This is a genomic window from Puia sp., assembly GCF_035546395.1.
Lineage (GTDB): Bacteria > Bacteroidota > Bacteroidia > Chitinophagales > Chitinophagaceae > Puia.
Window position 1 is genome coordinate 1 of the sequence record NZ_DASZXR010000014.1, and the last position, 26,243, is coordinate 26,243.

Annotated in this window: 12 protein-coding genes; 11 read left to right on the forward strand and 1 reads right to left on the reverse strand. The window is 54.9% G+C overall.

The genetic code is table 11. The features are described 5' to 3' along the window. The 7 genes from VHE34_RS12715 to VHE34_RS12745 all read left to right on the forward strand — a co-directional run. A partial coding sequence (locus VHE34_RS12715; RefSeq protein WP_325588407.1) for an amino acid adenylation domain-containing protein occupies positions 1–2,184 on the forward strand: 2,184 nt, incomplete at its 5' end. Continuing rightward, on the forward strand, positions 2,181–6,389 hold the full coding sequence (locus tag VHE34_RS12720) for an amino acid adenylation domain-containing protein (protein ID WP_325588409.1): 4,209 nt from the start codon (positions 2,181–2,183) through the stop codon (positions 6,387–6,389). The genes VHE34_RS12715 and VHE34_RS12720, both read left to right, overlap by 4 nt. A 14-nt stretch (positions 6,390–6,403) precedes the next feature. After that, a complete protein-coding gene (locus tag VHE34_RS12725) occupies positions 6,404–12,067 on the forward strand; it encodes a glucoamylase family protein (RefSeq protein ID WP_325588411.1) in 5,664 nt (1,887 codons plus the stop codon). Further along, positions 12,027–14,246 (forward strand): peptidase domain-containing ABC transporter, encoded by a 2,220-nt coding sequence (locus tag VHE34_RS12730; RefSeq protein ID WP_325588413.1) that lies wholly within the window; start codon positions 12,027–12,029, stop codon positions 14,244–14,246. The genes VHE34_RS12725 and VHE34_RS12730 overlap by 41 nt, the downstream gene beginning before the upstream one ends. A gap of 6 nt (positions 14,247–14,252) precedes the next feature. Continuing rightward, complete coding sequence (locus tag VHE34_RS12735; RefSeq protein WP_325588415.1) at positions 14,253–14,744, forward strand: hypothetical protein; 492 nt, start codon at positions 14,253–14,255, stop codon at positions 14,742–14,744. 17 nt (positions 14,745–14,761) lie between these two features. Further along, positions 14,762–16,147 carry an FAD-binding oxidoreductase gene (locus tag VHE34_RS12740; RefSeq protein WP_325588417.1) on the forward strand — a complete coding sequence of 462 codons (1,386 nt, stop codon included), beginning with the start codon at positions 14,762–14,764 and terminating at the stop codon, positions 16,145–16,147. 17 nt (positions 16,148–16,164) lie between these two features. Beyond that, positions 16,165–18,549: an ABC transporter permease gene (locus VHE34_RS12745; protein ID WP_325588419.1), complete on the forward strand. Its 2,385-nt coding sequence runs from the start codon at positions 16,165–16,167 to the stop codon at positions 18,547–18,549. On the opposite strand, the gene VHE34_RS12750 is transcribed toward VHE34_RS12745, so the two are convergent. After that, positions 18,527–19,864: a condensation domain-containing protein gene (locus tag VHE34_RS12750; protein ID WP_325588421.1), complete on the reverse strand. Its 1,338-nt coding sequence runs from the start codon at positions 19,862–19,864 to the stop codon at positions 18,527–18,529. The genes VHE34_RS12745 and VHE34_RS12750 overlap by 23 nt on opposite strands. 126 nt (positions 19,865–19,990) lie before the next feature. Between VHE34_RS12750 and VHE34_RS12755 the strand changes: the two genes are divergently transcribed. The 4 genes from VHE34_RS12755 to VHE34_RS12770 all read left to right on the forward strand — a co-directional run bounded on the left by VHE34_RS12755 (position 19,991) and on the right by VHE34_RS12770 (position 26,243). Continuing rightward, positions 19,991–21,253 (forward strand): glycosyltransferase family 2 protein, encoded by a 1,263-nt coding sequence (locus VHE34_RS12755; RefSeq protein WP_325588423.1) that lies wholly within the window; start codon positions 19,991–19,993, stop codon positions 21,251–21,253. Between the two features lie 274 nt (positions 21,254–21,527). After that, the gene (locus VHE34_RS12760) at positions 21,528–21,827 is read left to right on the forward strand and encodes a glycosyltransferase family 10 domain-containing protein (RefSeq protein ID WP_325588426.1); all 300 of its coding nucleotides are present in this window, start codon (positions 21,528–21,530) and stop codon (positions 21,825–21,827) included. A 215-nt stretch (positions 21,828–22,042) separates the two neighbouring features. Beyond that, positions 22,043–23,170, forward strand: a complete 1,128-nt coding sequence (locus tag VHE34_RS12765) for an efflux RND transporter periplasmic adaptor subunit (protein WP_325588428.1) — start codon at positions 22,043–22,045, stop codon at positions 23,168–23,170. Positions 23,171–23,177: 7 nt separating this feature from the next. Further along, positions 23,178–26,243 (forward strand): efflux RND transporter permease subunit, encoded by a 3,066-nt coding sequence (locus tag VHE34_RS12770; RefSeq protein WP_325588430.1) that lies wholly within the window; start codon positions 23,178–23,180, stop codon positions 26,241–26,243.

Below are 26,243 nucleotides of genomic sequence, written 5' to 3' on the forward strand. Positions count from 1 at the left end.
CAATATAACTCGCTCAACGAGATCCAGCAATGGGCCGGCATCCAGGGAGACCTCTTCGACACCCTGATGGTCTTCGAGAACTATCCCGTCAGCAAGGTCCTTGCTTCCCGGAAATGGTCCCTGGAAGTGGGCGACATCGAGATGCATGATCAGGCGAACTATCCGCTGGATATCAGTATAACGGTGGCGGACAAAACAGACGTCCAGTTCAGCTATAACATGGAATTGCTGGATGTCCATTATGCAGACATGATCGCCCGGCAATTCGAATATGTCCTGCGGCAGATGGTGGATGGCGAAGCAGTGTTGCTGAAAGACCTCCGGCTCATCAGCGACGAGGAAGGACGCCGGCTGTTGACCGGCTTCAACGCCGGTTGGAAGGATTGGATCGACGAAAGAACGATAACGGCCTTATTCGAAGAACAGGCTGCCGCTACACCGGAAGCGACCGCCATCCTCTTTGAGGAGGAAAGGTTGACCTACCGGCAACTGGATGAACGATCGAATCAACTGGGACATTATCTGCGCAGGATCGGGGTAGGGTGCGAAGTGCCGGTGCTGGTTTGCATGGAGAGGTCTGCCGGGATGATCGTGGCCCTGCTTGCCGTCTTGAAGGCGGGCGGATGCTATGTGCCTGTGGACCCTGACTACCCGGCTGACCGGATCAGGGTCATTATGGACGATGTGCGCTGCGGGATCGTGCTCACGGAAGAAACCGCCCGGTCACGGCTTCCCGCCGACGAAAAGACGGTGATGACCATCCAGCCGGATAAAGACCGAGAGAAGATCTCCGTCGAACCGACCGGCCCGCTGCCGGCAGTTCATACCGGTGAACATGTGGCTTATATCCTGTATACGTCCGGATCGACCGGAGTGCCGAAGGGTGTGGTTATCGAACACCGCAGCCTGGCCGAATATGCCCGGTACTTTGCGGAGTATTTCTCTATCGGTGCGGAAGACGCGATCCTCCAGCAATCGTCCGTTTCATTCGATACGATGGTCGAGGAGGTCTACCCTGCTTTGATCAGCGGGGCGAGGCTTGTCGTGCTGCGCGATTCCGGGAAAGATCTTTTTGCCATGAAAGCATACATCGAGGAGGGGTTGATCACTTTGCTGAGCACGACGCCGCTGGTGATCGACTGGCTGAACAGGGAGCTGACCCATAAAGGCAATCTCAGATGCGTCATCAGCGGCGGCGACGTATTATGGCCGGCCTATATCAGCAACCTGTTCCCGCAGGTCGCCCTGTTCAATACGTATGGTCCCACGGAAGCCACGGTTTGCGCCACGTATCATCGGATCGGGGATATTGCCGACGCTTCCCTGATCGGCGCTCCGGCGGCAAACAAGCGGGTCTGTATCCTTGGCAGAGACGGCCGGCCGGCCGCGTTGGGGGTGACCGGAGAGATCTGTATTTCCGGGAATGGGGTCGCCCGCGGTTATCTGAATGCCCCGGATCAAACGGCAGAAAAATTCGGAACAGACGTATCCTGGCTGCGGCCGGGGGAAAGGATGTATCGGACGGGGGACCGGGGAAGATGGCTGCCGGACGGCCGGCTGGAATTTGGGGGAAGGCTTGATGACCAGGTGAAGATCAGGGGTCACCGGATAGAGCCGGCAGAGATTGAGTCGGTGTTGCTGGGAAGCGGGATGGTGAACAGGGCCGTGGTGGTGGCGAGGAAGGACAGGGATGGAATAAACAGACTGGTGGGATATATTGTTCCGAATCCATCATTCGACAGGGAAGGTCTTGCCGATCACCTGAGCCGAAAGTTGCCGACCCAGATGCTTCTGTCGGCGCTTGTAGAGATGGAAAGTCTGCCGCTTACCATCAGCGGAAAAATCGACAAACGGGCATTGCCGGCAGATGCGGAGAATATCCTGCGTCGCCGCTATGTTGCGCCGGAGAGTGAGACCGAACAGTTTCTGGCGGATGTCTGGCAGAACCTTCTTGGGGTCGCGCGGGTAGGCCTGCTGGATAATTTCTTCGAGCTGGGTGGACATTCCCTGCTGGCGACGAGGGTGATCTCGGCGATAAAAAAGAAATACTCCCTGGCTATTCCCATCAGGGTCATCTTTGAACTTAACAATATCAATGATCTGTCGAAATACCTCGAACTGCAGATCGATAACGATGCCGAAGTGCAGAAAGATCCGGGGACCTATAAGCTGATAACCATATGAACGACGCTATTCATTTGTTACACACCGCCAAACGGTTGGGATACGCCATCACTGTAGATGACGACAAGCTCCAGTTAATGATCCCCGAACATTGCGATCCCGATCTCCATCTTTTGGAAGAGATCAGGAAACACAAGAAGCATATCGTCGATGTGCTGAAGAGTGAGGATTGGCAGCCGGGAGAAACCGGCGCCGGAGAGGAGCTCACTCTTTTGGCTGCCGAAGGCGGTTCCGGCGACGCGCCCTTATCTTTTGGGCAGGAGCGCCTTTGGTTGATCGACCAGTTGGAGGGCAGTGTGGCCTATCATATCCCTGCTATTCTGAGGCTGCAGGGTGAACTCGACGAATTTGCCCTGGAGTCTGCTTTCCGGGCGATCGTCCGGCGGCATGAAGCCCTGAGGACCGTGATCTGTCCGGAGGGAGGGGATCCGCGCCAGAAAGTGATCGATGCCGAAGCCTGGAAAATGACAGTCGAAGACGTGCCGTGTCTTTGCGATGATCCGGGAGGATTGCGGACTTCCGTCGAAGAGTTGGTGAGCAGGCCGTTCGACCTGGCCCGGGACCATCCGCTAAGGGTGCACCTGATGAGGATCGCCGAGTCGGAATATATCCTTGTCGTCGTCATGCATCATATCGCATCGGATGCATGGACGGTGCCGATCCTTATTAAAGAATTGATCGAGTTGTATAATTCGCGGGTGGAAGGCCGCAGGGCCTGTCTGCCGCCGGTGACCGTTCAGTACCGGCATTTTGCCCATTGGCAACGTCGATCCCTGAATCCAGGCAAAATGGAGGCCCGTGCAGCGTACTGGAAAGAAAAGTTGAAGGGTGTTTCGCCATTGTCCATCCCAGCGGATATCGATACACCGGTTCCGATAACGACGGGCGGCAGGGTGTCGATAACGGTCGGCAGGGATCTGGCCGCGAAACTGGCGACGATTGCGAATCGCGAAGAGTGCACCCTGTTCATGGTGTTGTTGAGCGGGCTCAAGATACTGTTGTATAACTATACGGGTGCCGAAGATGTACCGGTTATCAGTTCGATCGCCGGACGTCAGCTGGCCGAGACGGAGGGCATGGTAGGCTTCTTTGCCAACACTCTTATATTCCGGTCGAACCTGAAGGGAAGCATGAGCCTGCGACAGCTAATGCGGGAAGTGAAAGAGACCACCCTAAAAGCCTACGAATACCAGGACATTCCTTTCGATAAGCAGGTGGAATTATCCGGCGTACAAAAAAGGACGGCAGGCAATTCGGTATTTCCGATGATGTTCGTGCTGGAAAATATCCAGGACGCGGAGAAATTTCATATGAACGGGCTCAGGATCAGGACCGAGGAATTCGGGCAGATCAAGCCCAAGTTCGATCTGACGATTGCCGTGTCACAGACCTCTTCGGGATTGAATATTTCGGTCACCTACCGGGAAGGCCTTTATTCAAAAGGGATGATGGAGAGAATGTTGCGGCATTATGAAACTATTCTCGGGTCGATGACATCCCTTTCGGCAACGGAGCGCATCGGGCGGTTGCGTTTGCTTTCCCGGGAAGAAGAGTCGCTTCTTCTTAAGCTGGCAGGGCGCCGGGCACCCGAACCGTGCGGGAAAGTGACGGTCCTGCACCTGATCGGGAAACAAATGAGAAGCAGGCCGGACGCCATGGCCCTTGTAAGCGGGAGTAGGAGAATGAGCTATGGAGAGATGGAGGACCAGTCGGTCCGGCTGGGCCGATACCTGGCTGACAGGGGGGTGAAAAGAGGCGACCTGGTATTATTGTGCATGGATAAGACCATCGAGGCGCTGGCGGCGATACTGGCGATCTGGAGATGCGGGGCCGCCTATGTACCGGTGGATCCGGCGCTTCCCGCCGCCCGTATCCTTTACCTGCTGGAAGATACTTCTTCCCGGCTGGTCCTTGCGGGGGAGGAAGAGACTCGACGATTGGCCGGCATCCTTTCCGGCAACGGCGGAGAAGGCTGGGTGTCCGTTGTGGATATCACGCGGGTGGAATACACGGCGCCGTTCGGAGACAGCCCGGTGGAGGTTGCGCCGGACGATGCGGCCTATGTCATTTACACGTCGGGATCGACGGGCAGGCCCAAAGGGGTTATTGTAGAACATGGAAGTCTCTCCGACTATGTGGCCGGGCTGCTGGAGGAGATCGAACCGCACGGATGCCGAAGCTTTGCATCGGTGTCCACCCTGGCGGCAGATCTTGGAAATACCGTTATTTATGCCTCACTGGTGGCGGGGGGGATGCTACATCTTATCCCTTCCGGTGTTGCGCAGGATGCCGCATTGATGGAACAGTATTTCCGGGAGAACAGTATCGATTGTCTGAAGATCGTTCCTTCGCATTGGAAAGCGGTCTCCTATGCAAGTGGTCTGTTGCTGCCACTCAAGCTTATTATTTTCGGGGGCGATTCTCTTAACGGGGAGATCGTCGATACGATCCGGACATCTCACCGTGCTTGCCGCATCCTCAACCATTACGGTCCCACGGAAACGACCATTGGCAAGCTGATGCACCTGGTGGCGGAAGACGAACAAACCGGCCGGGCAGTGGTGCTTGGCAGGCCTTTTACCGGAAGCCGGGCTTATATTTTAAACCGGGATATGGCTCTTTGCCCCATCGGGATACCCGGCGAATTATACATAGCCGGCCCGGGCGTGGCCAGGGGTTATCTGAATCAGCCGGAGCTTACTGCGGAGAAATTTATCGATGACCTGTTTGACGAAGAAGCCGGCACTTCGAAAATGTATGCGACGGGTGATCTTTGCCGCTGGACGGAAGCGGGCGAGGTCGCCTTTATCGGTCGAAAGGATCACCAGGTGAAGATCAGGGGTTACCGTGTGGAGTTACCGGAGGTTGAGAATATCATGAAATCCAGTGGTCTTGTCCGGGAGGCGATCGTTTGCCCATTTGAGGATCAATACGGAGATAAATATCTCGTAGCGTATATTCAGCCTGATGGGACCTATCACGGGAAAGGGCTGGAGGAATTCTGCCGTTCGCGGCTTCCCGATCATATGGTTCCCGGCCGATTTGTCGAGATGGACACCTTTCCGCTGACTGCCAATGGCAAGGTCGACAGAACAGCATTGCCGGAACCCGGGACGAGTCGCCCCGTAGAGAAATATACGGCGCCCGGCACCGGTGTGGAAAAATCACTTGCTTTTATCTGGAGGGAGCTTTTCGGTCGGGAAGGGGTCGGCATCGACGACGATTTCTTTTCCCTGGGTGGCCATTCCCTTCTCGCAGTAAAAATGGTCTCGGAGATCAAGCGCTCGATATTTCGGCACATCTCGATCGGCGATGTGTTCGAGTATCCAACGATCCGGTCGCTGGCGGAGCGTATTATTGAACGCCGGCTGGCCATTTCCAGGACGGAGAGCTGTGTCGATCAGCATATTGTTCTTCTGGGTGCGGCGGGTGATGCTCCCCCGGTGTTCATCGTACCGGGTTCCGGGGGAATGAGCGATGATTTCTGGCAGTTGACGAATGCGCTGGAAGCCAGGTATACGGTATATGGCATAAACATGCAAGGAACGGAAAGTGACGAAGTGCCGCTCAGCAGCATCGAGGAGATCGCGGCCGTTCAAAATAAATGGATAAAGAGCATTCAGCCAGGAGGGCCTTATCGGCTGGTTGGCTATTGCTATGGAACCAATATCGCGTACGAGATGGCCAGGCAGCTCGAGGCGGAAGGATTGCCTGTCAGCTGGGTTTCCCTGCTGGATGGAAGTGCGGGTATCGGCCGGGCGGATATGCCCACCGATGATGGCTTCGACCCTATTTTGAGACTGATGCTGGATTACTTCCAAAGCTTTCATATTCTGTCGCCTCCCTATCCGGAGTGGGTGATGGGATTGAGGGGCGAACTGACCGGTCTGCCTTTGACCGGTATAACCGATCGTGTTTGCCAGTTAATACAACCGAGGCTGCCGGGCAAAGAGGAAGTCGTCAGGTTTCTATGCCGTCTGGTCAATCTAAGGGTCCACAATGCCCTTATCCGATATCGGCCGGGAGGAGAGATCAGCGGAGAGCTTCTCGTGTTCAGGGCGATGGATGGCGATTGGGAACAGGAGGACGAACTGTTGGGATGGGGGAGCCGCTCGAAGAATGTGAAATTATTCTATTTACCGGGCGACCATGGTGCGATCGCCAATGGCGAGAATTCGAAGGCGATCGCCAATTTTCTATTCTGAAATATATCCAGTTCATGAAAACGAGGATCACGAAAATCGAGAAAGCCCTTTCCGGAGGTGAAGCATCCGTCGCCGCAATGTGGCTCCGAAATGAAATGCCCGGAACGCGTGAGGCGAAGGAATTGGGGGCAGCGACGGCTGCCAGGGCCCGTTTTGGGCGGTGTGGCGCAACCGGAATGCTCCTTCGGCGCCTGGAGGGGAATCGCCGGATGCTGGCCCGGCTAAAACTGCAGGTGCGGCAGGCGGGTCAAAAGGACATCGAACAGGAACGGGCCTTTGAATGGTTCCTGAATAATTTCCACCTTATCGCCGATCAGCTGCGGGAATGCAGGATCGGTCTGGCCGGCGGGAAACGAAACATCCGGGAATTGGAGGATGGTCCGTTCAGGGGTTTCCCGGCGATGTATGAATTGGCGGCTGTCCTGGTGGCTCAGACAGACGGCCGGTTGGAGATGGAGGAACTGGTGGAGGCGGTGAAGGCGTATCAGGCGGTAATCCTGCTTCATTTCAGCGAGCTGCTCGCGACGCCGGCGATTGTCCGGCTGGCGCTGATCGATGCTATCCGCAGGGTCATCGCGAGGATGTATTCCATGCAAACGGATGCCGGCCGGGACTGGGCTTTCCTAAGGAATTGCATCACCAGCCTGGCTGATCTGCGAGCTGCCGATTGGGATCAGTTCGTCAGTGATGTAAGTATCGTCGCACCGATCCTGGGGCAGGACCCCGCAGGTGTATTCCCGGGGATGGAATATTGTACACAAGCGGACTACTACCGGACTATCGAGGGACTGTCTGAGAAAAGCGGGGTGCCGGAAGTGGAGGTTGCCCGGGTTGTTCTGTCCCTGGCAAAGCGAGGCAAGATGCCCGTTGGCGATAACCCCGAGAGGGCGAAGCATGTAGGCTATTATCTGATTAGCGACGGCATTGCCGGACTGGAACAAGAGCTGGGTATCCGGCAGACGCTGTCCCGGAGGCTGGAAAGCGAACTGCGGCAGCATCCGTTCAGAACCTATTTCTGTGGCATCAGCATTGTTCTTTGTATTGTCTGGTTCGTTTTGTTCAGGGCGAAAGGTGGCGGTGAAGGATATGCGGGGGGTATACTGGCAGGGTTACTGTTGTTGTCCATCGCCGCCCAATGGGCCGTCGCCATCGTGAATATGGCAGTGAGACTGATCGTCAAACCGCGGGTGCTTCCACGGATGAATCTCAGCCGTGGGATCCCTGCGGACAAGAAAAGCCTGGTGGTAATCCCCTCGATACTGACCGACCTGAATGAAGCGATAAAAGTACTGGAGGCGGTCGAGATCCATTATCTTTCGAACAGGGAGAGTCATTTATATTTCGGGCTGCTGACCGATCTCCGGGATGCAGATGAGGCCGTAATGCCTGGTGATGCGGAGATCGTTGCGCTATTGGGGAAAAGGATACGACAGCTGAACAGCAAGTACGGCGGAGGGAAGATGGGGGGTTTTTATCTCTTTCACCGGCCCAGGCGGTGGAATGCCGCCGAGGGAATCTGGATGGGTTATGAGCGGAAAAGAGGCAAGTTGATGGAATTGAACGCTCTGCTGCGTGGGGAAGGGGAGGAGAACTTTTCCCTCGTTGTGGGAGACAGGTCATTGTTCTCCGAAATAACCTATGTCATCACCCTCGATGCGGATACCCGGATCCCGGCCGGCGCCGTCGCGAGAATGATCGGGGTAATGGCTCATCCATTGAACCGGGCTTTTTTCTGTTCCAGGGCCGGAAGGGTGACGCGCGGATACGGGATCCTGCAGCCCAAGGTCGGCACTTACCTGCCGGAGGTGACTAATTCACTGTATTCAACGGTTCACGGGATTGATTCGGGGCTCGATCCATACAGTTATGCCAACGCGGATGTCTACCAGGATCTGTTCGGGGAGGGTTCTTACATGGGCAAGGGAATCTATGAAGTGGATGTTGTGCTACGTGCGTTGGGCAACCGGTTTCCCGAGAACAGGGTGTTGAGTCATGACCTGCTGGAGGGATGTTATGCCCGGTGCGGCCTGCTGAGCGATATTCCGGTGTATGAACCGTACCCTTCCAATTACGTGATGGATATGCGCCGGTACCATCGATGGACGAGAGGAGACTGGCAGATCGCGGCCTGGATGCTGCCCCGGGTGCCCGGTGCGGGGAACATCCGCGAGAAGAACCGGCTTTCCTTCCTATCCCGGTGGAAGATAGCCGACAATCTCCGGCGTAGTGTTTTGCCCATAACTTTACTCGTCTCGCTTGCCGCAGGATGGAGTATCCTGCATGCGCCGTTCTTTTATACCCTTCTCGTCCTGATTACGATCGGTCTGTCGCTATTGACGGGGATGTTGGAAAGGCTGTTGAGCTCCGCGGGGAAAAAATGGAACAGCAGAACCGGCAGAAAATATCTCTCGGAATATGGCCGCGGGATGATCCGAACTTTTTTTGTCTTATCCTGCCTGCCCTCCGAGGCCCTTTGCATGGGTCATGCGATACTGATCGCGGGATGGCGGCTGACAGTCAGCCGGAAGCGGATGTTGGAATGGAGTCATTCGCAGTCATACCTGCCGTCCTTTTCGAACTCGTTGCTATGGACGTATACGGAAATGGCCGGCGTCCTGCCGATTGCGGCATTCGCCCTGATCGCGGCTTTTTTCGGCGGGGCCTCTGAAACGGTCTGTGCCATGCCGCTGGCGGGGTCGTGGCTGTTGTCCCCGGTGCTGATCTACCTTTCGGGCCTGCCGGGGAAGGTCAGCGAAGTGGGGAGAACGTCGGACAACCGGTTAAGGGCATTCGCCCGCCGTACGTGGCGCTATTTCGAGGAGCTGGTAAACGAAAGGGAGAATCATCTTCCACCGGACCATTGCCAGGAGCACCCGGTAGACCGGGTCGCACACTATACTTCGCCCACCAATATCGGTCTTGCTTTACTGGCCAACCTTGCGGCCCGTGATTTTGGTTATTTGAGCACGAGTGGGTTACTGGAGAGAACAAAAGGGACGATGGATACGATGTCCCGGCTGGAACGATACAAGGGGCATTTCTTCAATTGGTATGATACCCTGACGCTGAAGCCGGCATCGCCGAAATATGTTTCCACTGTCGACAGCGGGAACCTGGCGGGGCATCTGTTGACCTTGCGCCAGGGCATCCTGGAGCTGTCTTCCTGTCCCGTAGTGATGCCCTCTTTATTTCCGGGGCTGATGGACACCTTCAGGCTGCTGGAGGATGAATCGGCTGACAGAAACCGGCTTGGGGGGCTGAAGGAACTGTTAGCAAAGGCGGTGGCATGCCCGCCGACCACGTTGTCCGGGACCAGGGACATGCTGGATTCACTGCTTGGGATGCTTGCGGAATTGTATCCCGGCGCTGAAAAAAAGAACGCAGAGGGCCAGGGATGGCCGGAGTTGCTGGTCAGGCAATGCCGGGATTTTCGGGAAGATCTTGTCACCATTGCTCCCTGGCTGGCTTTGGCGGCGGCCGAAGCGCCGGCCGGGCATTTACTCCCGGATCAACATCTGCCGCTCGATCTGCATGAACGCCGGACGAACGACTTGCTGGAAATACTCCGGGTGAAGGATGCGGATAGTTATCCCGATGATAACATATGCCGTGTGCAGACGCTGACCGAAATACTGGAATCGGCCCTGGCGAATATCCGCCGCAGGAAAACCTTGTTACTGGATCTTGCCGAGCGCTGTTCGGAATTTTCGGACATGCAGCTTGATTTCTTATATGACGAACAGCGGCAACTGCTCGTGATCGGATTCAATGTCGCCTCGGGAAAAAGAGACCAGGGATTTTTCGATCTGCTGGCGTCTGAAGCGAGGCTGGCGTATTTTGTGGGAATTGCGCAGGGCAGATTGCAGCATGACAGCTGGTTTGCGTTACGAAGGGCGTTTGTGAGTGTAAGGGGTAAGCATGTGCTGGGTTCATGGACGGGTACGATGTTCGAATATCTTATGCCGTTGCTGGTTATGCCTGGCTATGACCATTCCTTATTGGATGTCACCTGCAAGGATGTCGTGGATATCCAGATGGATGAGGGTGGCCGGCAAGGAGTTCCCTGGGGAGTGTCGGAAAGCCTGAATGCCATCCTGGAGCCAAGCGATGGATATCAATATGGCCCCAGGGGCATCCGCGAGCTTAGCCTAAAACGGAGCGCCGTCGAGGAGGTTGTGATCTCACCTTATTCCACCTTTCTGGCGTTGATGGTTGCGCAGGACAAGGCCATTCGAAACCTCAACCGGCTGTCTGCTGAGGGTTTGGAAGGAAGGTTTGGTTTTTTTGAAGCGGTCGATTACACCCCCTCAAGATTAGCGGCCGGACAGAATAAGACCATTGTCCGGTCGTTCATGGCCCATCACCAGGGGATGAGCCTGCTTGCGATGGCCTATGTGCTTCTGGATCAGCCGATGCAACGCCGGTTTGTTTCGGCTCCCGAGTTGCAGGCTCATTTGTTGCTTCTTCAAGAGCAGGAGTTGAAAGACCCTGCTAACTGCTGTCTGGTCGAGACCGTTGCCGCGAAGAAAGAAAAACCGGCAGGGAGCACCGGATCCCTGCGTCGACAGGAAATCTTCCTGTTGTCGAACGGCAAGTATCATGTTTTACTGGAGCCGGGAGGTGGTGGTTACCATTGGAAAAGCCAGGGAGTCGTCAACAGCAGGAGCGGTGCGGGTGCGGGCAGCGAGAGGTGGGGAGAAGTTCTGCGGGTGCGCGATTTGGACAAGGGATCGGGTTGGTCGCTGCCCCTTCTGCCGCAGAAGCATGATCCCGGGCAGTGCCTGACCGAATTATCAACGGGGCGGGTTGCTTTTCGCTGGAAGGGGCAGGGACTGGAAGCGCTGACGGAGATCGTGCTCGATCCCGGTGAGAATGTGGAGATCAGGCGGATAACTTTCAGCAGCCGGTGTAACGGCAGTTGGGTCCTGGAACTGGCGGGCGATTCGGGAGAAGGAATGGAGAGTGGGATCTTTGCGGACCCACAGGGCTGGAGGTTTCATTTGATACTGCCCCGGCCGGCGGTCGATCCCCGGTTCGTTCCCGGATCCGGGGGCACCCGGGTGATCTATATCGTCTCCGGCACCGGCGAAAGTCCGGAATGGTGCAAAGCTGTGATCCAAAAATATCAATGCGCGGACCTTATTGAAGACATATTCAGGGACCCGGGCTCCTATACGGATCAGGTGATGAAACAGATCGGTGCAGATCCGGCGGATGAAGGGCGTTTCCGTCAACTCATCTCGACGCTGGCATTTCGTCACGCCAGCCTGATGCCGGCCGGAAGAGACCAACGGCCTGTCCTTGTTCATCGGATCGACGATCCGGCCAGGTTCCGGTCTACCGAGCTTATTTTAAAGGCCCATGCTTATTGCCGGATGCATGGCATCCAATCCGACCTGGTGATCCGGGTAGGGGTAGACGGAACCCGAGGCCGATTTTTGCACCAACACCTTACGGAGATGGTAACCACGAGTATCGGGTCGCATTTCCTGTACAGTCCCGGGGGGGTGTTTCTTTTAAACGACGATGAGGCGGCCAAACGCGACAGCGCGTGGGGACCATCGGCCATCTGTATCGATCTTCCGGAAGGCAGGTTCGCCTTGACGCCCTACCGGAGCATAAACGGAAAACAAAATCATGACCTCAACGAGAAAATTGCCCGGCAGTCCGTCGTCTGACGCGGTCTGCAGCGGGATTGCCTGCCTGGGGATCGTAGCATCACACTACGATCCTGCGTTCGACAGGGACAGTCTGCAGGGAGAAATCAGTCCCGGCGATGGTGAAAGCCCGATATCGGTCCTGAGCCGGGTAGCCGAGAAAATCGGGTTCCGGACGAGGTATATCGAGCTGCCTCTTCCTAAACTGATCCGGGATACCCCGCTTCCCTGCATTCTGCCCTGGAGAGAGGAAGGATATATTGTCCTGTCGGGTGTTTCGGGGCGCAGGTCTGACAGGAAGATGCGGTGTATCGATCCCTTGAAGGGGGCTTTCGAATGTCCGACGGAGGAATTTGTACTGAACTGGACGGGAAAGAGCGGCGGGCGAAAGGCAACGGCCGGCAGGATCCTGCTGATCGAGCCTACCTTTAAATTCGGCAGAAAGAATAGCAAAGGGATACCTAAACTGGACTGGCCCGTGGTGATGAGCTTTTTCCGGCACTACCGGATGCAGATCGTGCAGGTGATCTTTGCCTTGCTTATCACTTCCCTGGCGCAGTTGATCTTTCCGTTTCTCATGCAGGCGATCGTCGACGTGGGCATCAATACGCGGAATGTCCAGTATATTTTCATCATTCTGGTGGCCCAGGCGATGCTTGTCCTCAGCAGGATCACGGTGGACTTCATCCGGGGATTCCTGCTTTTGCAGATCTCGACGGCGGTAAACCTGGATATCCTATCGGATTTCTGGATAAAGCTGACCCGGCTGCCGATCGCCTATTTCGAAAGGCGGCAAACGGGAGATGTACTGCAGCGGATAAACGATAACAAACGGATACAGGATTTCCTGACAGGGCCAACCCTGAATATCGTGTTCTCCGCTTTGAATTTTATCGTATTCGGCATCGTGCTGATGACCTATAAGGTTGAGCTCTTCTTTATCTTCCTTGGAGGGGTGGTCCTTTATTTCGTCTGGATCAAGCTCTTTATGAAAGTGAGGCGGCAGATCAATTACCAGATGTTCAGGGCTTCCTCGGATGAGAACGAGACCACGCTGCAGCTGGTACAGGGCATGCAGGAGATCAGATTGCATAACATCGAGCAATCGCAACGCTGGAATTGGGAAAAGAAGCAGGTGGGTATCTTCGGGCTCAATTTCAGGAATCTGGCTTATCAGCAATTTCAGCAGGCCGGCGCAATATTGATCAACCAGGGCAAGGATATCCTGCTGACATTCGTCGTGGCCAGGCTGGTTATCGAAGGACAGCTGAGTTTTGGGGCCATGCTGGCTGTGCAGTTCATTGTGGGACAATTGTCCGGTCCGATCGAACAATTCATTCAGTTCATACAAGCGGCGCAGGACGCCAGGATCAGCATGGAGCGGCTCAACGATATCCATCAACTGGAGGATGAAGAGAAGGCGGGGTACAGGTATATCCGGATCTTGCCGAAGGACCGGGGCATCCTTGTGAATGACGTGAGCTTTACGTACCCTGGCAGCGACGAAAATGAGCCTGTGCTGCACCGTATCCGGCTTCAAATCCCGGAGGGAAAAATAACAGCCGTTGTGGGCGAAAGCGGGAGCGGCAAGACCACGTTGTTGAAACTGATGTTAAAGATATATGAGGAATACGAAGGAAACCTGCTGGTCGGAAGTGAAGACCTCAGGGATTTCAGCCCCACGTTCTGGCGGAGCCAATGCGGAGCGGTTCTCCAGGACGGTTATATTTTTAACGATACCATTGCGATGAATATCGTGCTGGAGCCGGAGAGATGGGACCGGGAAAGGCTGCTGGAAGCCTGCAGGCTGTCCAATATCCTGTCGTTTATCGAGTCGCTGCCGGACGGTTTCGACACGCGACTGGGAGCCGGGGGGGTAGGGATCAGTCAGGGGCAGAAACAGCGATTGCTGATCGCGCGAGTGGTATATAAAGATCCGTCCTACCTGTTCTTCGACGAATCCACCAATGCGCTCGACTCCAACAATGAAAAGGCCATTGTCGACAATCTGCAGCCTTTTTTCGAATCGAGGACTGTAGTCGTTGTTGCGCACCGGTTGAGTACCGTGCGTAACGCGGACAACATTGTCGTCCTGCATCACGGCAGGATCATCGAGCAGGGGACGCACGAGGACCTGCTTGAGAAGCAGGGCAAATATTATTCGCTTGTACAAAACCAACTGGAGTTGGGTGTAGAATAACCATTTATGACAACAACCCGTATTTCCATTCAAAGCAATGTCCAGGGCAGGGTCATTTCCCGGAAACCCGGCAGGGTGTCCCGGCTGGCCTTCCCTGTCTTTTTTTGCATTCTGGCCTGTGCAGCCTGTATCCTCTGGCGGATTCATTACCCCGAAGTGCTGAGTGTGCGGGCAGTTCTCGTGGAATGGAAGGGTTCCGGGAACTATCTTTATCTGAAAGCGGACGTTCCGAACGCGGAGAAGGACAGGATCAGGTCGGGTGAACCGGTGCAGATATGGCTTGATGACTATCCCAATCCCAGGTTTGGTGCGATGAAGGGGGTTATCAGGGATATCGGGAGCGGGGAATTGCAGGTGTTAGTGCCTGCAGGACTGATCGCCGGGTCGGGGGCGATCCCTTTCCGGAAGGGGTTGAAAGGGGAGTTGGTGATCACGACGGCGGATATGCGGCTAGGTGGGCGTATCTTTCATGGAACCCGCAGGGTGAGCCGGCAATAAACTTTTCTATGGTTTACATGAATATTTCCAGAAAGGAACTGGCGGTGATGTTCAAGGACATCTGCGGGGAGAGTAATGTCCTGACTGATCCGGAAGCCGTCTTTGCGTATGGCCGGGATCAGACGCTCGATCTTCAATGCGAAGCCGGGATGGTGATCAAGCCCCGCACGGCGGGTGAGGTGAGTGATATATTGAAGATATGCAGTAACTTTAAAATAGCCATAACCCCGCGGGGAGGCGGCAGCGGCGTCACGGGTGGCGCGCTGCCCCTGGATGGCGGAATGGTCCTTTCGCTGGAGCGGCTGGATCGGATTCTCGAATTGAATGCAACGGACGGATATATCATCGCGGAGGCGGGAGTAATCACTTCCGATCTTTGCAGACGGGTCGAGGAGGCGGGTTATTTCTTCCCGGTCGAGCCATCCAGCAGTGCTTTTTCGATGATCGGGGGCAATATAGCAGAGAATGCGGGGAGCATCCGATCGTGTAAATATGGAAAGACCGGCGACTATGTGCTGAACCTGGAAGTAGTGCTGGCCAGCGGAGAACGTTTCTGGACCGGGAACAATGTTGAAAAGGTGTCCGCCGGTTTTGACCTCACAGGGCTGTTCGTCGGGAGTGAAGGGGTATTGGGAGTGATCACAAAAGCGGTTTACCGGTTACTGCCAAAGCCGGAGCGGGAGATCTACCTGCTGACCTCTTTTGCTTCTCTCAGAAAGGCGTGTGACGCCGTGACGGCCATAAGACGGTCATCACTGCATCCCTCCGCCGTGGAAATGATCTGCCGGAATGCTATTGAACTGGCAGCACCATTTTTGGGCGGGACGCTACCGCTCACCGGCGAGCGGGACGAGGCGCAACTCCTCGTGGCATTGGATGACCCACAGTGCCTGGATCGCTCGCTGGACCTGGCCGGCGATATCCTGCAAAGGCATATGTCCGGCGATATCCTCGTCGGGGAGAGCGCAGCACAAAAGGAGGAATTAAGCAGGCTCAGGTTCGGGATAGGGAATGCGATGACGGTGAACCGGCCGGGATACCGGGATATCGATGCTTGTGTACCTGTTTCGTTCCTCTACGAATACATTGCCGGCACGGAGGCTATCTGCGCCCGGGAAAATGTGGACATGGTTTGTTTCGGCCACGCGGCCGATGGCAATATGCATACGATGTTGCTGATACAGGAAGGGCAAGCCGACAGGTACAGGAGGGCGACGGACCAAATCTACGGTCTTGCCCTGCAAAACGGCGGGGTGGTGTCCGGAGAGCATGGCGTCGGGATGCTGCAAAGGCAATATTTCGGTATGCAGATGCAGGGATCCCGTCTGGGGCTGATGAAGCGGATCAAGGCGTTGATGGACCCGGATGGAATATTGAATCCCGGTAAGCTATTTCCTCAATAACTATAAAATGATATTCCATGATACGATTCATTTATAGGAATGTGATAAGAGGCGTCCTTCGGAACAAGGTGTTCTCCCTGATCAACATTCTCGGGTTATCCTTCGCCCTTACGGTCTTTTACCTTCTCTACCTCTACATTTCCTACGAAACCAGTTACGACGCTTACCATATCAATGCGGACCGCATCTACAGGGTAGTAACCCTGGTAAGAACGCCGACCGAGGACCATTTTTTCGGTACATCGGGACCGACCGGTCCGGCATTACGATCCGACTTTCCGGCAATTGAGTCCATGGCCCGCATCCAGACGGTGAGCCTGGCCATTCAAAACGGGGAAAAAAAATACCAGGAAAAGAATATCCTTATCGCCGATACGTCGTTGTTTTCCGTCTTCAGTTTTCCGCTATTGAAAGGCGACCGGTATACAGCCTTGAAGGAGCCATTCAGCGCTGTTCTTTCCGTGTCTGCGGCGAAGAAGTATTTTGGAGATGCCGATCCGATCGGCAAAGTACTGAAGCTGGACAATCAATTCGATCTGACCGTGACCGGTGAGATGAAGGATATGCCGGCCAATTCGAATTTCAAGGGGGATATCGTCGTGTCCATGACCACACTATCGCAGCGCCTGTTCCCGGATCTCGACAAGGACTGGAACAGTTTCAACTGCAATACTTACCTGCTCCTGCGGAAGGGTGCAAAACCAGGTGAACTTGAGGCTCAGTTGTCTCCTTTCATCGAGAAATATGCCGGCAAGGTGATGCGGGACGCGAAGGTCAGCTTCGTGCTTTCACTTGAACCGCTGAAGGACATCTATCTGCACTCCAAATATGGAAGCCCCGAGAGCGGGAGTCTCCTCAATGTCCGGATATTCTCGGTTGTAGCGATCATTATCCTGATCATCTCCTCTGTCAATTTCATCAATATTTCCACGGCACGGTCGGCGGAAAGGGCGAAGGAGGTCGGGATCAAGAAGGTGGCGGGCTGTCCCAGGAGTCAACTGGTGGTTCAGTTCCTGGGAGAATCGGTCGTCCAGGCGCTGGCGGCATTTCTGCTGGCTTGTCTCTTTACCCAGTTGTTGCTTCCGGTGTTTAACGGATTTGCCGGCAAACCGATCAGTCATTCCATACTGGATTCTTTTTATCATCTTATGACCCTTCTGGCGGTCTCCGTCGTGATCGGACTTCTGGCCGGCATTTATCCGGCGATGGTATTGTCCGAGTTCAGACCGGCGGTGGTTCTCAAAGGGAAATTCGCCAACAGCAAAAGGGGACTGGCCCTAAGGAAGGTGTTGGTCGTTACACAATTCATTATTTCGGTGGTGCTCATCATTGCCACCCTGACCATTTTCCTGCAGATAGATTTTATGCGGAATCAGCCGATGGGTTTCAAGAAAGACGAGATATATGTGATCAGTTTTGACCGGAGCCCGTCGATCGTCAACCGGTATGAGGCGATCGAGAATTCCTTTAGGGAGATCCCAAACGTGATATCCGTGTCGGCCTCTTCGAGCGTACCCGGCAGTGGCAATGCCAATGGGCCGATCCAGATCGAGAACAGGGCGGGGGACATGCAGACGGCCGGGATGAATGTTTATTTTGTGGACTACAATGTAGTGGATCAATATCAATTTCCGGTGGTTGCGGGCCGATCGTTCTCAAAGGATTTCCGAACGGACTCAGGCTCGGCGATCATGGTGAACGAGGCCGCCGTTCTAAAATTAGGGTATAATTCGCCGACTCAGGTGATCGGCAAGCGATTCTCGCAGGCAGGGGAGGGAACGGTGATCGGCGTCATCGGGAACTTCCATTACCGGTCGTTGCAGGAGCAGATAGAACCCCTGGTATTCAGGATAGACCCATCGAACTTTGCTTATTTTTCGTTGCGGGTCCGATCCGATCATCTTCCCGAAACCCTGGCCGAAATTACAAAGAGGTGGACTGCCATGGTACATGATCAGCAATTCAATGGATATTTCCTGAGTGATTCTCTGAACAGACTTTATAAAGGGGAAGAAAGCTTCGGTAAGCTGATCCTGTATTTTTCGCTGTTCGCGATATTTATTTCCTGTCTCGGGCTGGTGAGCCTTACGCTGTTCTCGGCCGACCAGCGGGCAAAGGAGATCAGTGTCCGGAAAGTCCTTGGAGCGAGTCCAGTGAACATCATAGGTCTGCTGGCCCGTGAATTCCTGCTGCTGAACGTCGTCGCGCTGATCATTGCGGCTCCTGTTGCCTGGCTTGTCATCCACAGTTGGCTGCAGGATTTCGCCTATCATATCCCTATCAGTGCGTGGATCTTCCTGTCCGGAGGGGTCATCGCTTTATTTATCTCTATGGCAACCATCAGCAGCCAGACGATAAAGGCAGCGCTCGCAAAACCGATCAAACGGCTACGGTCGGAGTGATGGCCCTTTGTAGTTCGCTCAATGAGATTTCCGGCTGGTCGCAGATTTGGCGAACCAGGGTCTTGTGCAGGCTGACGATGGTACCGATACGGGTGGCATCGAGCCGGGCCGGATTATATTTCCACGAACACTGCAGGCCATTTTCGTATTCGAATGTTTCCCAGGCCAGTGCATAATAGGCCGGTTCATTGACAGGGTAGTAGCCTTCGGCATCTTTAGGCTCGAGTCTCTGGCCGGCGTTTGCATCGGAGTAGTTGACAAAAATGGTGCAATTGCAACGCAGATTCGGTTCATTCAACTCGTAGATGGCATGATCGTAGATAAGGTAGCCGGCAGATTGCAGGAATTCGGCAAAAAGTGTCCTGATAAATTCGATCAGGGGCAACTCCTTTTCGATAGAGGGATAGAGGTACAGACCGCCCATAAGGTATCCGACAATGGACCGGCTCCAGGGATAGTGGCGGCAGGCCACCGGCATGGCCAACAGGGGACGGCTTTCCGGTTCGAGCAGATAAAACAATATTGCCAGGCTGGCATACAGTACCGTAGCGACGCCAGTGCCGGCGCGGGCAGATAGCGATCTCAGCGCTTTGAAGGCGGGCTCGTCGAAAAATTGCAGATAACGATCCGCCTTTACCGTGTTCAAAACCGACAGGGTCGCATCGACTCCGCCGGGTACCGGTTGGGACATGGGCTGTTGTAGTTTACTTCGCCAAAAGAGGATGGCGGCTTTGGTGTTGTGCCGCAGCCAATCCTTTTGCCAGATGGCATAATCCCTGAGTTGGATCGGATGTGGATCGGCGCTGACCGGCAATCCCCGGCCCAGCGATCGATAGATTTCCGTCAGCTCGTTTAGGAGTATCTTTTTCGACCAGAGGTCGAAAACAATATGATGGACGATGAGATGAATGCTGGCCAGGGATTCAGAGACTCTGAATATGAGTGTTCTCATCAGCGGAGGCGTGTCGACCGTGAATAGATCTCCGGCCGGAGAATCGAGTATTTCCGCTATCGCGCTTTCCGGGTCCCGGCCCCGGATGTCGTAGTACTGTGGCGCGAAAAGCCGCTTGTCGTAAGGCACAACACATTGTTTGACGATACCATCACTCATGGCAAAATAGGTTCTCAGGCTTTCATGCCGGCACACCAGTATGCCCAGGGTTGCTTCCACCCGTGAAAATTCAGGGTCTTTCAAAATCACCTGGAGGCCTATCGTCTGGTGTCTTCTTCCAGTTTCAAGGCAGCTATGGTAATGCCAGCTTTGTATTTGTTCGCCCGTGGCGTCATAGATCTTTTGAGCGTCCGTCTGTGCCATACCGTAAGTATTATTTGCCTACAAAATACGCTCAAATGGAGCGGAGGGAATTAGTAGAAACACTAATTCTTTTTCGGTTAATCGCATATCTTTTTTTTTCACCTTCGTAATTAAATCGAAAATCGTATGTGGCCTTTTAAGGTATTGCTGGGTATCTGCCTGGTCAAAGTGATCGTTTATTTTGCGCTGCTGCGGAAAGGGAATGAGAAGAAGGTCCATCTGTCTGCGAACGGGGAGGATGGATATTCTCCCGGCGTGGACATCCTGCTGCCCATGTACAATGAGGCGAAGGTAGTATTGCAGACCATCGAGAACCTGCTGAACATCAAGTATAATGATTTTTCGATCGTCGTGATCGACGATGGGTCGACGGATGGAAGCTGGGACCTGGTGAAAGGGCGATACGGCGGAAATCCCAGGGTGAAGCTGATCAAGCAGCGGAATGCCGGCAAGTCGGCTGCTCTGAACACGGGCATGAGCAGGTCCCAAAGTGAGATAATCGTCACCATTGACGCCGACACCTGGGTCAGGGCGGATGCGCTTGCGAACATCGTCGGTTTTTTCCAGGATAAGCGGGTGGCAGCGGTATCGGGCCATATCAAGGTAGGCAACCGGGTGAACCTGCTGACGACGATGCAGTATTTCGAATACGTCGCCATCTGGGATAACGACCGGGCTTTTTCCGACGCTGTGAATGGCATCCTCATTGTTCCCGGGTCCCTGGGAGCGTTCCGGCGATCGGCAGCGGATGCGGTCGGCGGGTTCAGGTCCGAGATGATCGCGGAGGATACCGAGCTTACCCTGCGGCTTCTTTTCAGCGACTATGTCATCCGGAACGCGCCCGATGCGGTCGCTTATACAGAGGCGCCCGATAACCTCAGGATGTTCTTCCGGCAACGAGTCAGATGGACTACGGGACTGACACAGGGCCTGGTGAAGCATTGCAGGAAACTTTTCGGTCATGGGAACCTTTATGTCGCCTATCTGATCCTGCCATTTACGTGGTTGTTCCGGGTCCTGTTCCCGCTTGTTCTGCCGTTTGCCGATTACTATTTCCTTTACGCGTTTGTCGTCCAACGGCGACACGAGGTGCTGGTATGGTGGTTTGCGGTGATCATTTCGGAAGCGTTTGTCAATTTATTTATTTTAGACAAGAACGGTGAGCGGGTGGGTGTGTTCAAACTGATTTTGTTACAAAGGCTATACCGGCATTTGTTATTCTGCAACTACTGGTTCATATTCGCCAAATGGCTCGACGGATCCTTGTTCAAGTGGGGGAAGATAAGCCGCAAAGGAAATATCCGGCTTGAAGAGAAAACCGCGACAAGGGAACCGGAGATGTTGCGGGAGGAGATCCTGAGCGACCTGCGGGGAACCGAACCGTATTGATCAACCAAATTCATATTGCTATGACCGCAACCAGGAGAAAGATCGTTATGTACAGTAAACCTTGGAGTCTGGACAAGGACAAGGATTATCATTTCCCCGTTTCCGATGACTTCCTCATCACGACGGATCATCGATGTATCGACGAGGCCGAAGCGCTATTGTTTCACATGCCTACCCTTCAGCAGGCGGACCCTATCCTGGAGCCCGGGAAGAAAAGGGCCGGTCAATTGTGGATATTCTGGTCGATGGAATGTGAGCGACATGACATTTACAGGTGGCAGTATGCGCCACGTTGGTGGCCGGCTCGGTGCCTTTGTATCTCGGGGCTCCCAATATTGCGGAATTCGCTCCCGGGGATCATTGTTACATCAACGTCGACCATTTCGGATCTGTGAAGGCGCTGGCCGAATTCCTGCTGGAGCTGGATGCGGACGACGATCGGTTCGCAGAATACTTTAAATGGAAAGAGCTACCTAATAAGGATGGTTTCGCTCACAGATTGAAGCAGGTTGAAAAGGATCCGCTGATCAGGTTCTGTGAGTTAATAAGGGAGAAGACGGCATCCCGGGAATAAATGCGTGGCGGGTGCAAAGCCCGGCCTTTTTGGCAATCGCGAAAAAGGCAACCGCAGATGCCTATAGGACCGGGATGAGAACTCGTTCACCGATCATACAGCAATACGGGGGTTCATCCAATTGCGGAGCCGGTTCATCCTGCTAAGGGTAATTCTTTTTATCTTTGCGGACCCTCGGGGAAGCCATTCCCTCCTGGAGGCTAAAACCAACGTTAATGGCTCGTTCCACTCCGCTAACCTATCGGACAGGCGTCCTTTTTGCGCTGTTGCTATTCTACTGTAGCCTATCCCTTCTTTCATCCTGTAAAGAGCATGCCGATGCGGCCGGTCCCGATCGCAAGGCAAAGGGCGGCGAGGCCCCGATCGTGGATGTACTTGTCGCCGCTCCCCGTCCGATCAGCAATGAAATCGAGGCGAACGGGAGTGTCGTGGCCAATGAATATGTCGAGCTGCACCCTGAGATCAGTGGGCGGATCGTTTATCTGAATGTGCCCGAGGGCGGACAGGTAGCGAAGGGGACGATCATCGCCCGGATCAACGATGCTGATCTGCAGGCGACGCTGGAGAAGGCCAAAGCTCAGCTGGCCCTTTATCAAAAGACCGAAGAAAGGGAACGCAAGCTGCTGGACATCAACGGAATAAACGAGGCCGATTACGATCTCGCCGTAAGTAATGTAAACAGTACCAAGGCCGATATCGACTATACCCAGGCCCAATTGGACAAAACCATCATCCGCGCGCCTTTCGATGGCGTCGTCGGGTTACGCCAGGTCAGCCCCGGGGCCTATATCACTCCCGCTAATATTATCGCCACCGTCCAGCAACTGGACAAGACCAAGGTGGATTTTACCATTCCCGAACAGTATAGCAATGTCGTCCGCAAGGGGGCCCTTGTGGATGTCCAGCTGGATGCCCTGACCCGCACCCGGCGCAAGGGGCTCATCGTCGCAACAGAACCGCAGATCAATCTCAGCAGCCGCAACCTGAAGGTGCGGGCGCTACTGCAGGATGGAGTCGCCCATCCGGGCGCATTTGTCAAGGTATTCGTCAATGCCGGTGTTGACAAACGCGCCATCATGGTTCCAACCAATTGTATTATACCAGAAGACCGGAACAACCAGGTGATCCTGGTAAAAGGCGGCAGGGCTAAGGTGGTGAATGTGGAGACGGGGGTGCGGGAGGCCGACAATATCGAGATCACCAAGGGCATCAATCCGGGCGACACGGTGATCGTTACAGGAGTTCTCTTTGCGCGCCCTGATGCACCCGTCGCTATCCGAAATGTAAAGACCACAGAGAACGAAAATACCCCACCGGCCGCCGGCGCTAATAATAGCAAATAAATTTTCTATGAACATTTCCGAGCTGTCCCTCAAGCGACCAGTGCTGGCCACTGTGATGAACCTGATGCTCATCCTGTTCGGGGTCGTGGGCTATAATTTCCTGGCCGTACGGGACTACCCGGCCATCGATCCGCCGATCATCACGGTGCAGACGAGCTATACCGGCGCCAATCCCGATCTTGTCGCCAGCCAGATCACCGAGCCTCTGGAGAAGAACATCAATGGTATCCCGGGTATCCGGACAATCACATCCACCAGCTCGCTGGGGAGCAGTTATATTACTATCGAATTCAACCTGGGTGTCGACCTGGAAGCCGCCGCCAGCGATGTCCGTGACAAGGTAGGCCAGGCACAGCGATCCCTCCCGCTGGATATCGACGCCCCGCCGGTGGTGACCAAGTCAGACGCCAATGCCGACTTTATCCTCATCCTCGCCGTACAGAGCCGAACCAAGAGTCTGATGGAGCTGAGCGATTATGCCGAGAATGTGCTCCAGCAACAGCTACAGACCATCGACCAGGTTAGCGCCGTGTATGTGTTCGGCGATAAGACCTATTCGATGCGCATCTGGCTCGACCAGGACAAGATGAATGCCTATGGCATCGCCTTCAACGATATCTCTGCGGCGATGAGCAGCGAGAATGTGGAACTTCCCCCGGGGAAGATCTATGGGAACAATACCGAACTGACCATCAAGACCCTTGGGCGGCTGACGACGGAAAAGGATTTCCGGGACGTCATTTTACGCGAGGACAGCTCCGGGATCGTCCGGTTAAGCGACGTCGCCCGGGTGGAACTGGGGCCGCAGAATCCCGAGCAGAGCTGGAAATACAATGGCGTAAATGCCGTAGGCCTGGCCATCATCCCGCAGCCGGGCGCCAACAATATCGCCATTGCCGACGAATTCAACAGGCGGCTCGAAGAGATCAAGAAGGCCAACAAATCCGATCTTGTTTTCAGCGTGCTGATCGACAATACCAAAACGATCCGCCAGTCCCTTTCCGAGGTGAAAGAGACCCTGATCATCGCCTTTGCGCTGGTGGTGCTGGTGATCTTCTTCTTCTTCCGCAACTGGCTGATCGCGCTACGGCCGCTGATCGATATCCCGATCTCGCTGATCGCGACCTTCTTTATAATGTACGTAGCGGGGTTCACGATCAATATCCTGACCCTGCTGGGGATCGTCCTGGCAACAGGGCTGGTAGTGGATGACGGGATCGTGGTGACGGAGAATATCTTCCGCAAACTGGAACAGGGTCTGCCGATCCGGAAGGCGGCGCTGGAGGGCAGCAAGGAGATCTTCTTTGCCGTCATCTCCACTTCGCTGACGCTGGCGGTGGTCTTCATGCCTGTGGTGTTCCTGCAAGGCTTTGTCGGCAGGCTATTCCGCGAGTTCGGGGTGGTGCTGGCCGCGGCCGTATTGATCTCGTCCTTTGTCTCGCTGACCATCACGCCCGTGCTGAACGTCTACCTGACGACCAGTAGATCGGGACATGGATGGTTCTATAATAAGACCGAGCCGTTCTTTACAGGTATGGAGAACGGCTACCGGAGGGCGTTGCAAGGCTTTATGAAGATCCGGTGGATGGCCTGGGTGCTGATCGGCATCTGCGGGGTGATGATCGCGCTGATCATGAAAAATTTGCAAAGCGAGATCGCGCCACTGGAAGACCGGAGCAGCATCCGGTTCCAGGTGACGCTACCCGAGGGCGCCAGCTATTCCTATACACAGAGCGTGACCGACCAGATCGCCAACTACCTGCTGGATTCGGTGCCCGAACGGGATTTTGTGTTTGCGCGGACGCCGGCGGGCAGCGGGACCAATACGGCCCAGCCGAGGATCGGGCTTGTCGATCCGATGGAACGGCACCGGAGTCAGAATCAAATAGCCGCCGATCTGCAAAAGAAGGTCGCCCGGTTCAATGATGCGCGGGTCTTTGCCATCCAGGAGCAGACCATCGCGGTGGGCTCGGGATCCAAGACCAGCCTGCCGGTGCAATTCGTGATCGAGAACCAGGACCTGGACAAGATGAAACAAATCATGCCCGCCTTCCTGGAGGCCTGCCGCAAGGACAAGACCTTTTCGAACGTGGATGTGAACCTGAAGTTCAATAAACCGGAACTGCAGATCACCGTCGACCGGATGAAGATCAAGGACCTGGGCCTGTCGACCAACGAGGTGATCTCGGCGATGCAGGCGGCGTTCAGCGGCGGCCGGCTGGCCTATTTCCTGATGAACGGCTTCCAGTATTATGTCATCGCCCAACTGGAACGAAACCAACGGAACGACCCGACGGATATCAGCAAGATCTATGTACGAAACAAGAATGGGGACCCCATCCCGTTGTCTGCGGTCGTCCATGTGGAGCCAAACAGCAGTCCTTCGACGCTCTATCACTTCAACCGGTATAAATCGGCTACCGTCTCCGCCGCGCTTGCGGAAGGTAAGACGATCGGCGATGGGATCAAGGCGATGCAGGCTATCGCCAACAGGATGCTCGACGCCAGCTTTCAGACGGCGCTTTCCGGTCCCTCACGGGACTACGCGGAGAGCTCGTCCAACATCGTCTTTGCCTTTGTCCTCGCGCTGGTGCTGATCTACCTCGTACTGGCCGCGCAATTCGAGAGCTTTATCGATCCCTTCGTGATCATGCTGACCGTGCCGTTGGCGCTGGCGGGAGCCCTGCTCAGTCTATGGGTGTTCCACCAGACCTTGAATATCTTCTCGGAGATCGGGATGATCATGCTCATTGGACTGGTCACGAAGAACGGCATTCTCATCATCGAGTTCACCAACCAGAAGCGGGAGCAGGGGATGGCGAAGAAGGCGGCGGTGATCGAGGCGGCGTCGCAGCGATTACGCCCGATCCTCATGACCTCGCTGGCGACCTCGCTGGGGGCATTACCGATCGCCATGAGCCTTGGGGCCGCGGCCACCAGCCGGATCCCGCTGGGGATCGTCGTGGTGGGCGGCATAATGTTCTCGCTGATCCTGACCTTGTTTGTGATCCCGGCAGTGTATACCTTCATATCGAGCAAACACAAAGTCCATTTGACGGAAGTAACGGAGTAA

What these genes read in the sequence shown, in the direction of transcription:
- VHE34_RS12720 (WP_325588409.1), top strand. Translation starts at nt 2,181, where the DNA reads ATGAACGACGCTATTCATTTGTTACACACCGCCAAACGGTTGGGATAC.
- VHE34_RS12725 (WP_325588411.1), top strand. Translation starts at nt 6,404, where the DNA reads ATGAAAACGAGGATCACGAAAATCGAGAAAGCCCTTTCCGGAGGTGAA.
- VHE34_RS12750 (WP_325588421.1), bottom strand. Translation starts at nt 19,864, where the DNA reads ATGGCACAGACGGACGCTCAAAAGATCTATGACGCCACGGGCGAACAA.
- VHE34_RS12745 (WP_325588419.1), top strand. Translation starts at nt 16,165, where the DNA reads ATGATACGATTCATTTATAGGAATGTGATAAGAGGCGTCCTTCGGAAC.
- VHE34_RS12735 (WP_325588415.1), top strand. Translation starts at nt 14,253, where the DNA reads ATGACAACAACCCGTATTTCCATTCAAAGCAATGTCCAGGGCAGGGTC.
- VHE34_RS12765 (WP_325588428.1), top strand. Translation starts at nt 22,043, where the DNA reads ATGGCTCGTTCCACTCCGCTAACCTATCGGACAGGCGTCCTTTTTGCG.
- VHE34_RS12770 (WP_325588430.1), top strand. Translation starts at nt 23,178, where the DNA reads ATGAACATTTCCGAGCTGTCCCTCAAGCGACCAGTGCTGGCCACTGTG.
- VHE34_RS12755 (WP_325588423.1), top strand. Translation starts at nt 19,991, where the DNA reads ATGTGGCCTTTTAAGGTATTGCTGGGTATCTGCCTGGTCAAAGTGATC.
- VHE34_RS12730 (WP_325588413.1), top strand. Translation starts at nt 12,027, where the DNA reads ATGACCTCAACGAGAAAATTGCCCGGCAGTCCGTCGTCTGACGCGGTC.
- VHE34_RS12740 (WP_325588417.1), top strand. Translation starts at nt 14,762, where the DNA reads ATGAATATTTCCAGAAAGGAACTGGCGGTGATGTTCAAGGACATCTGC.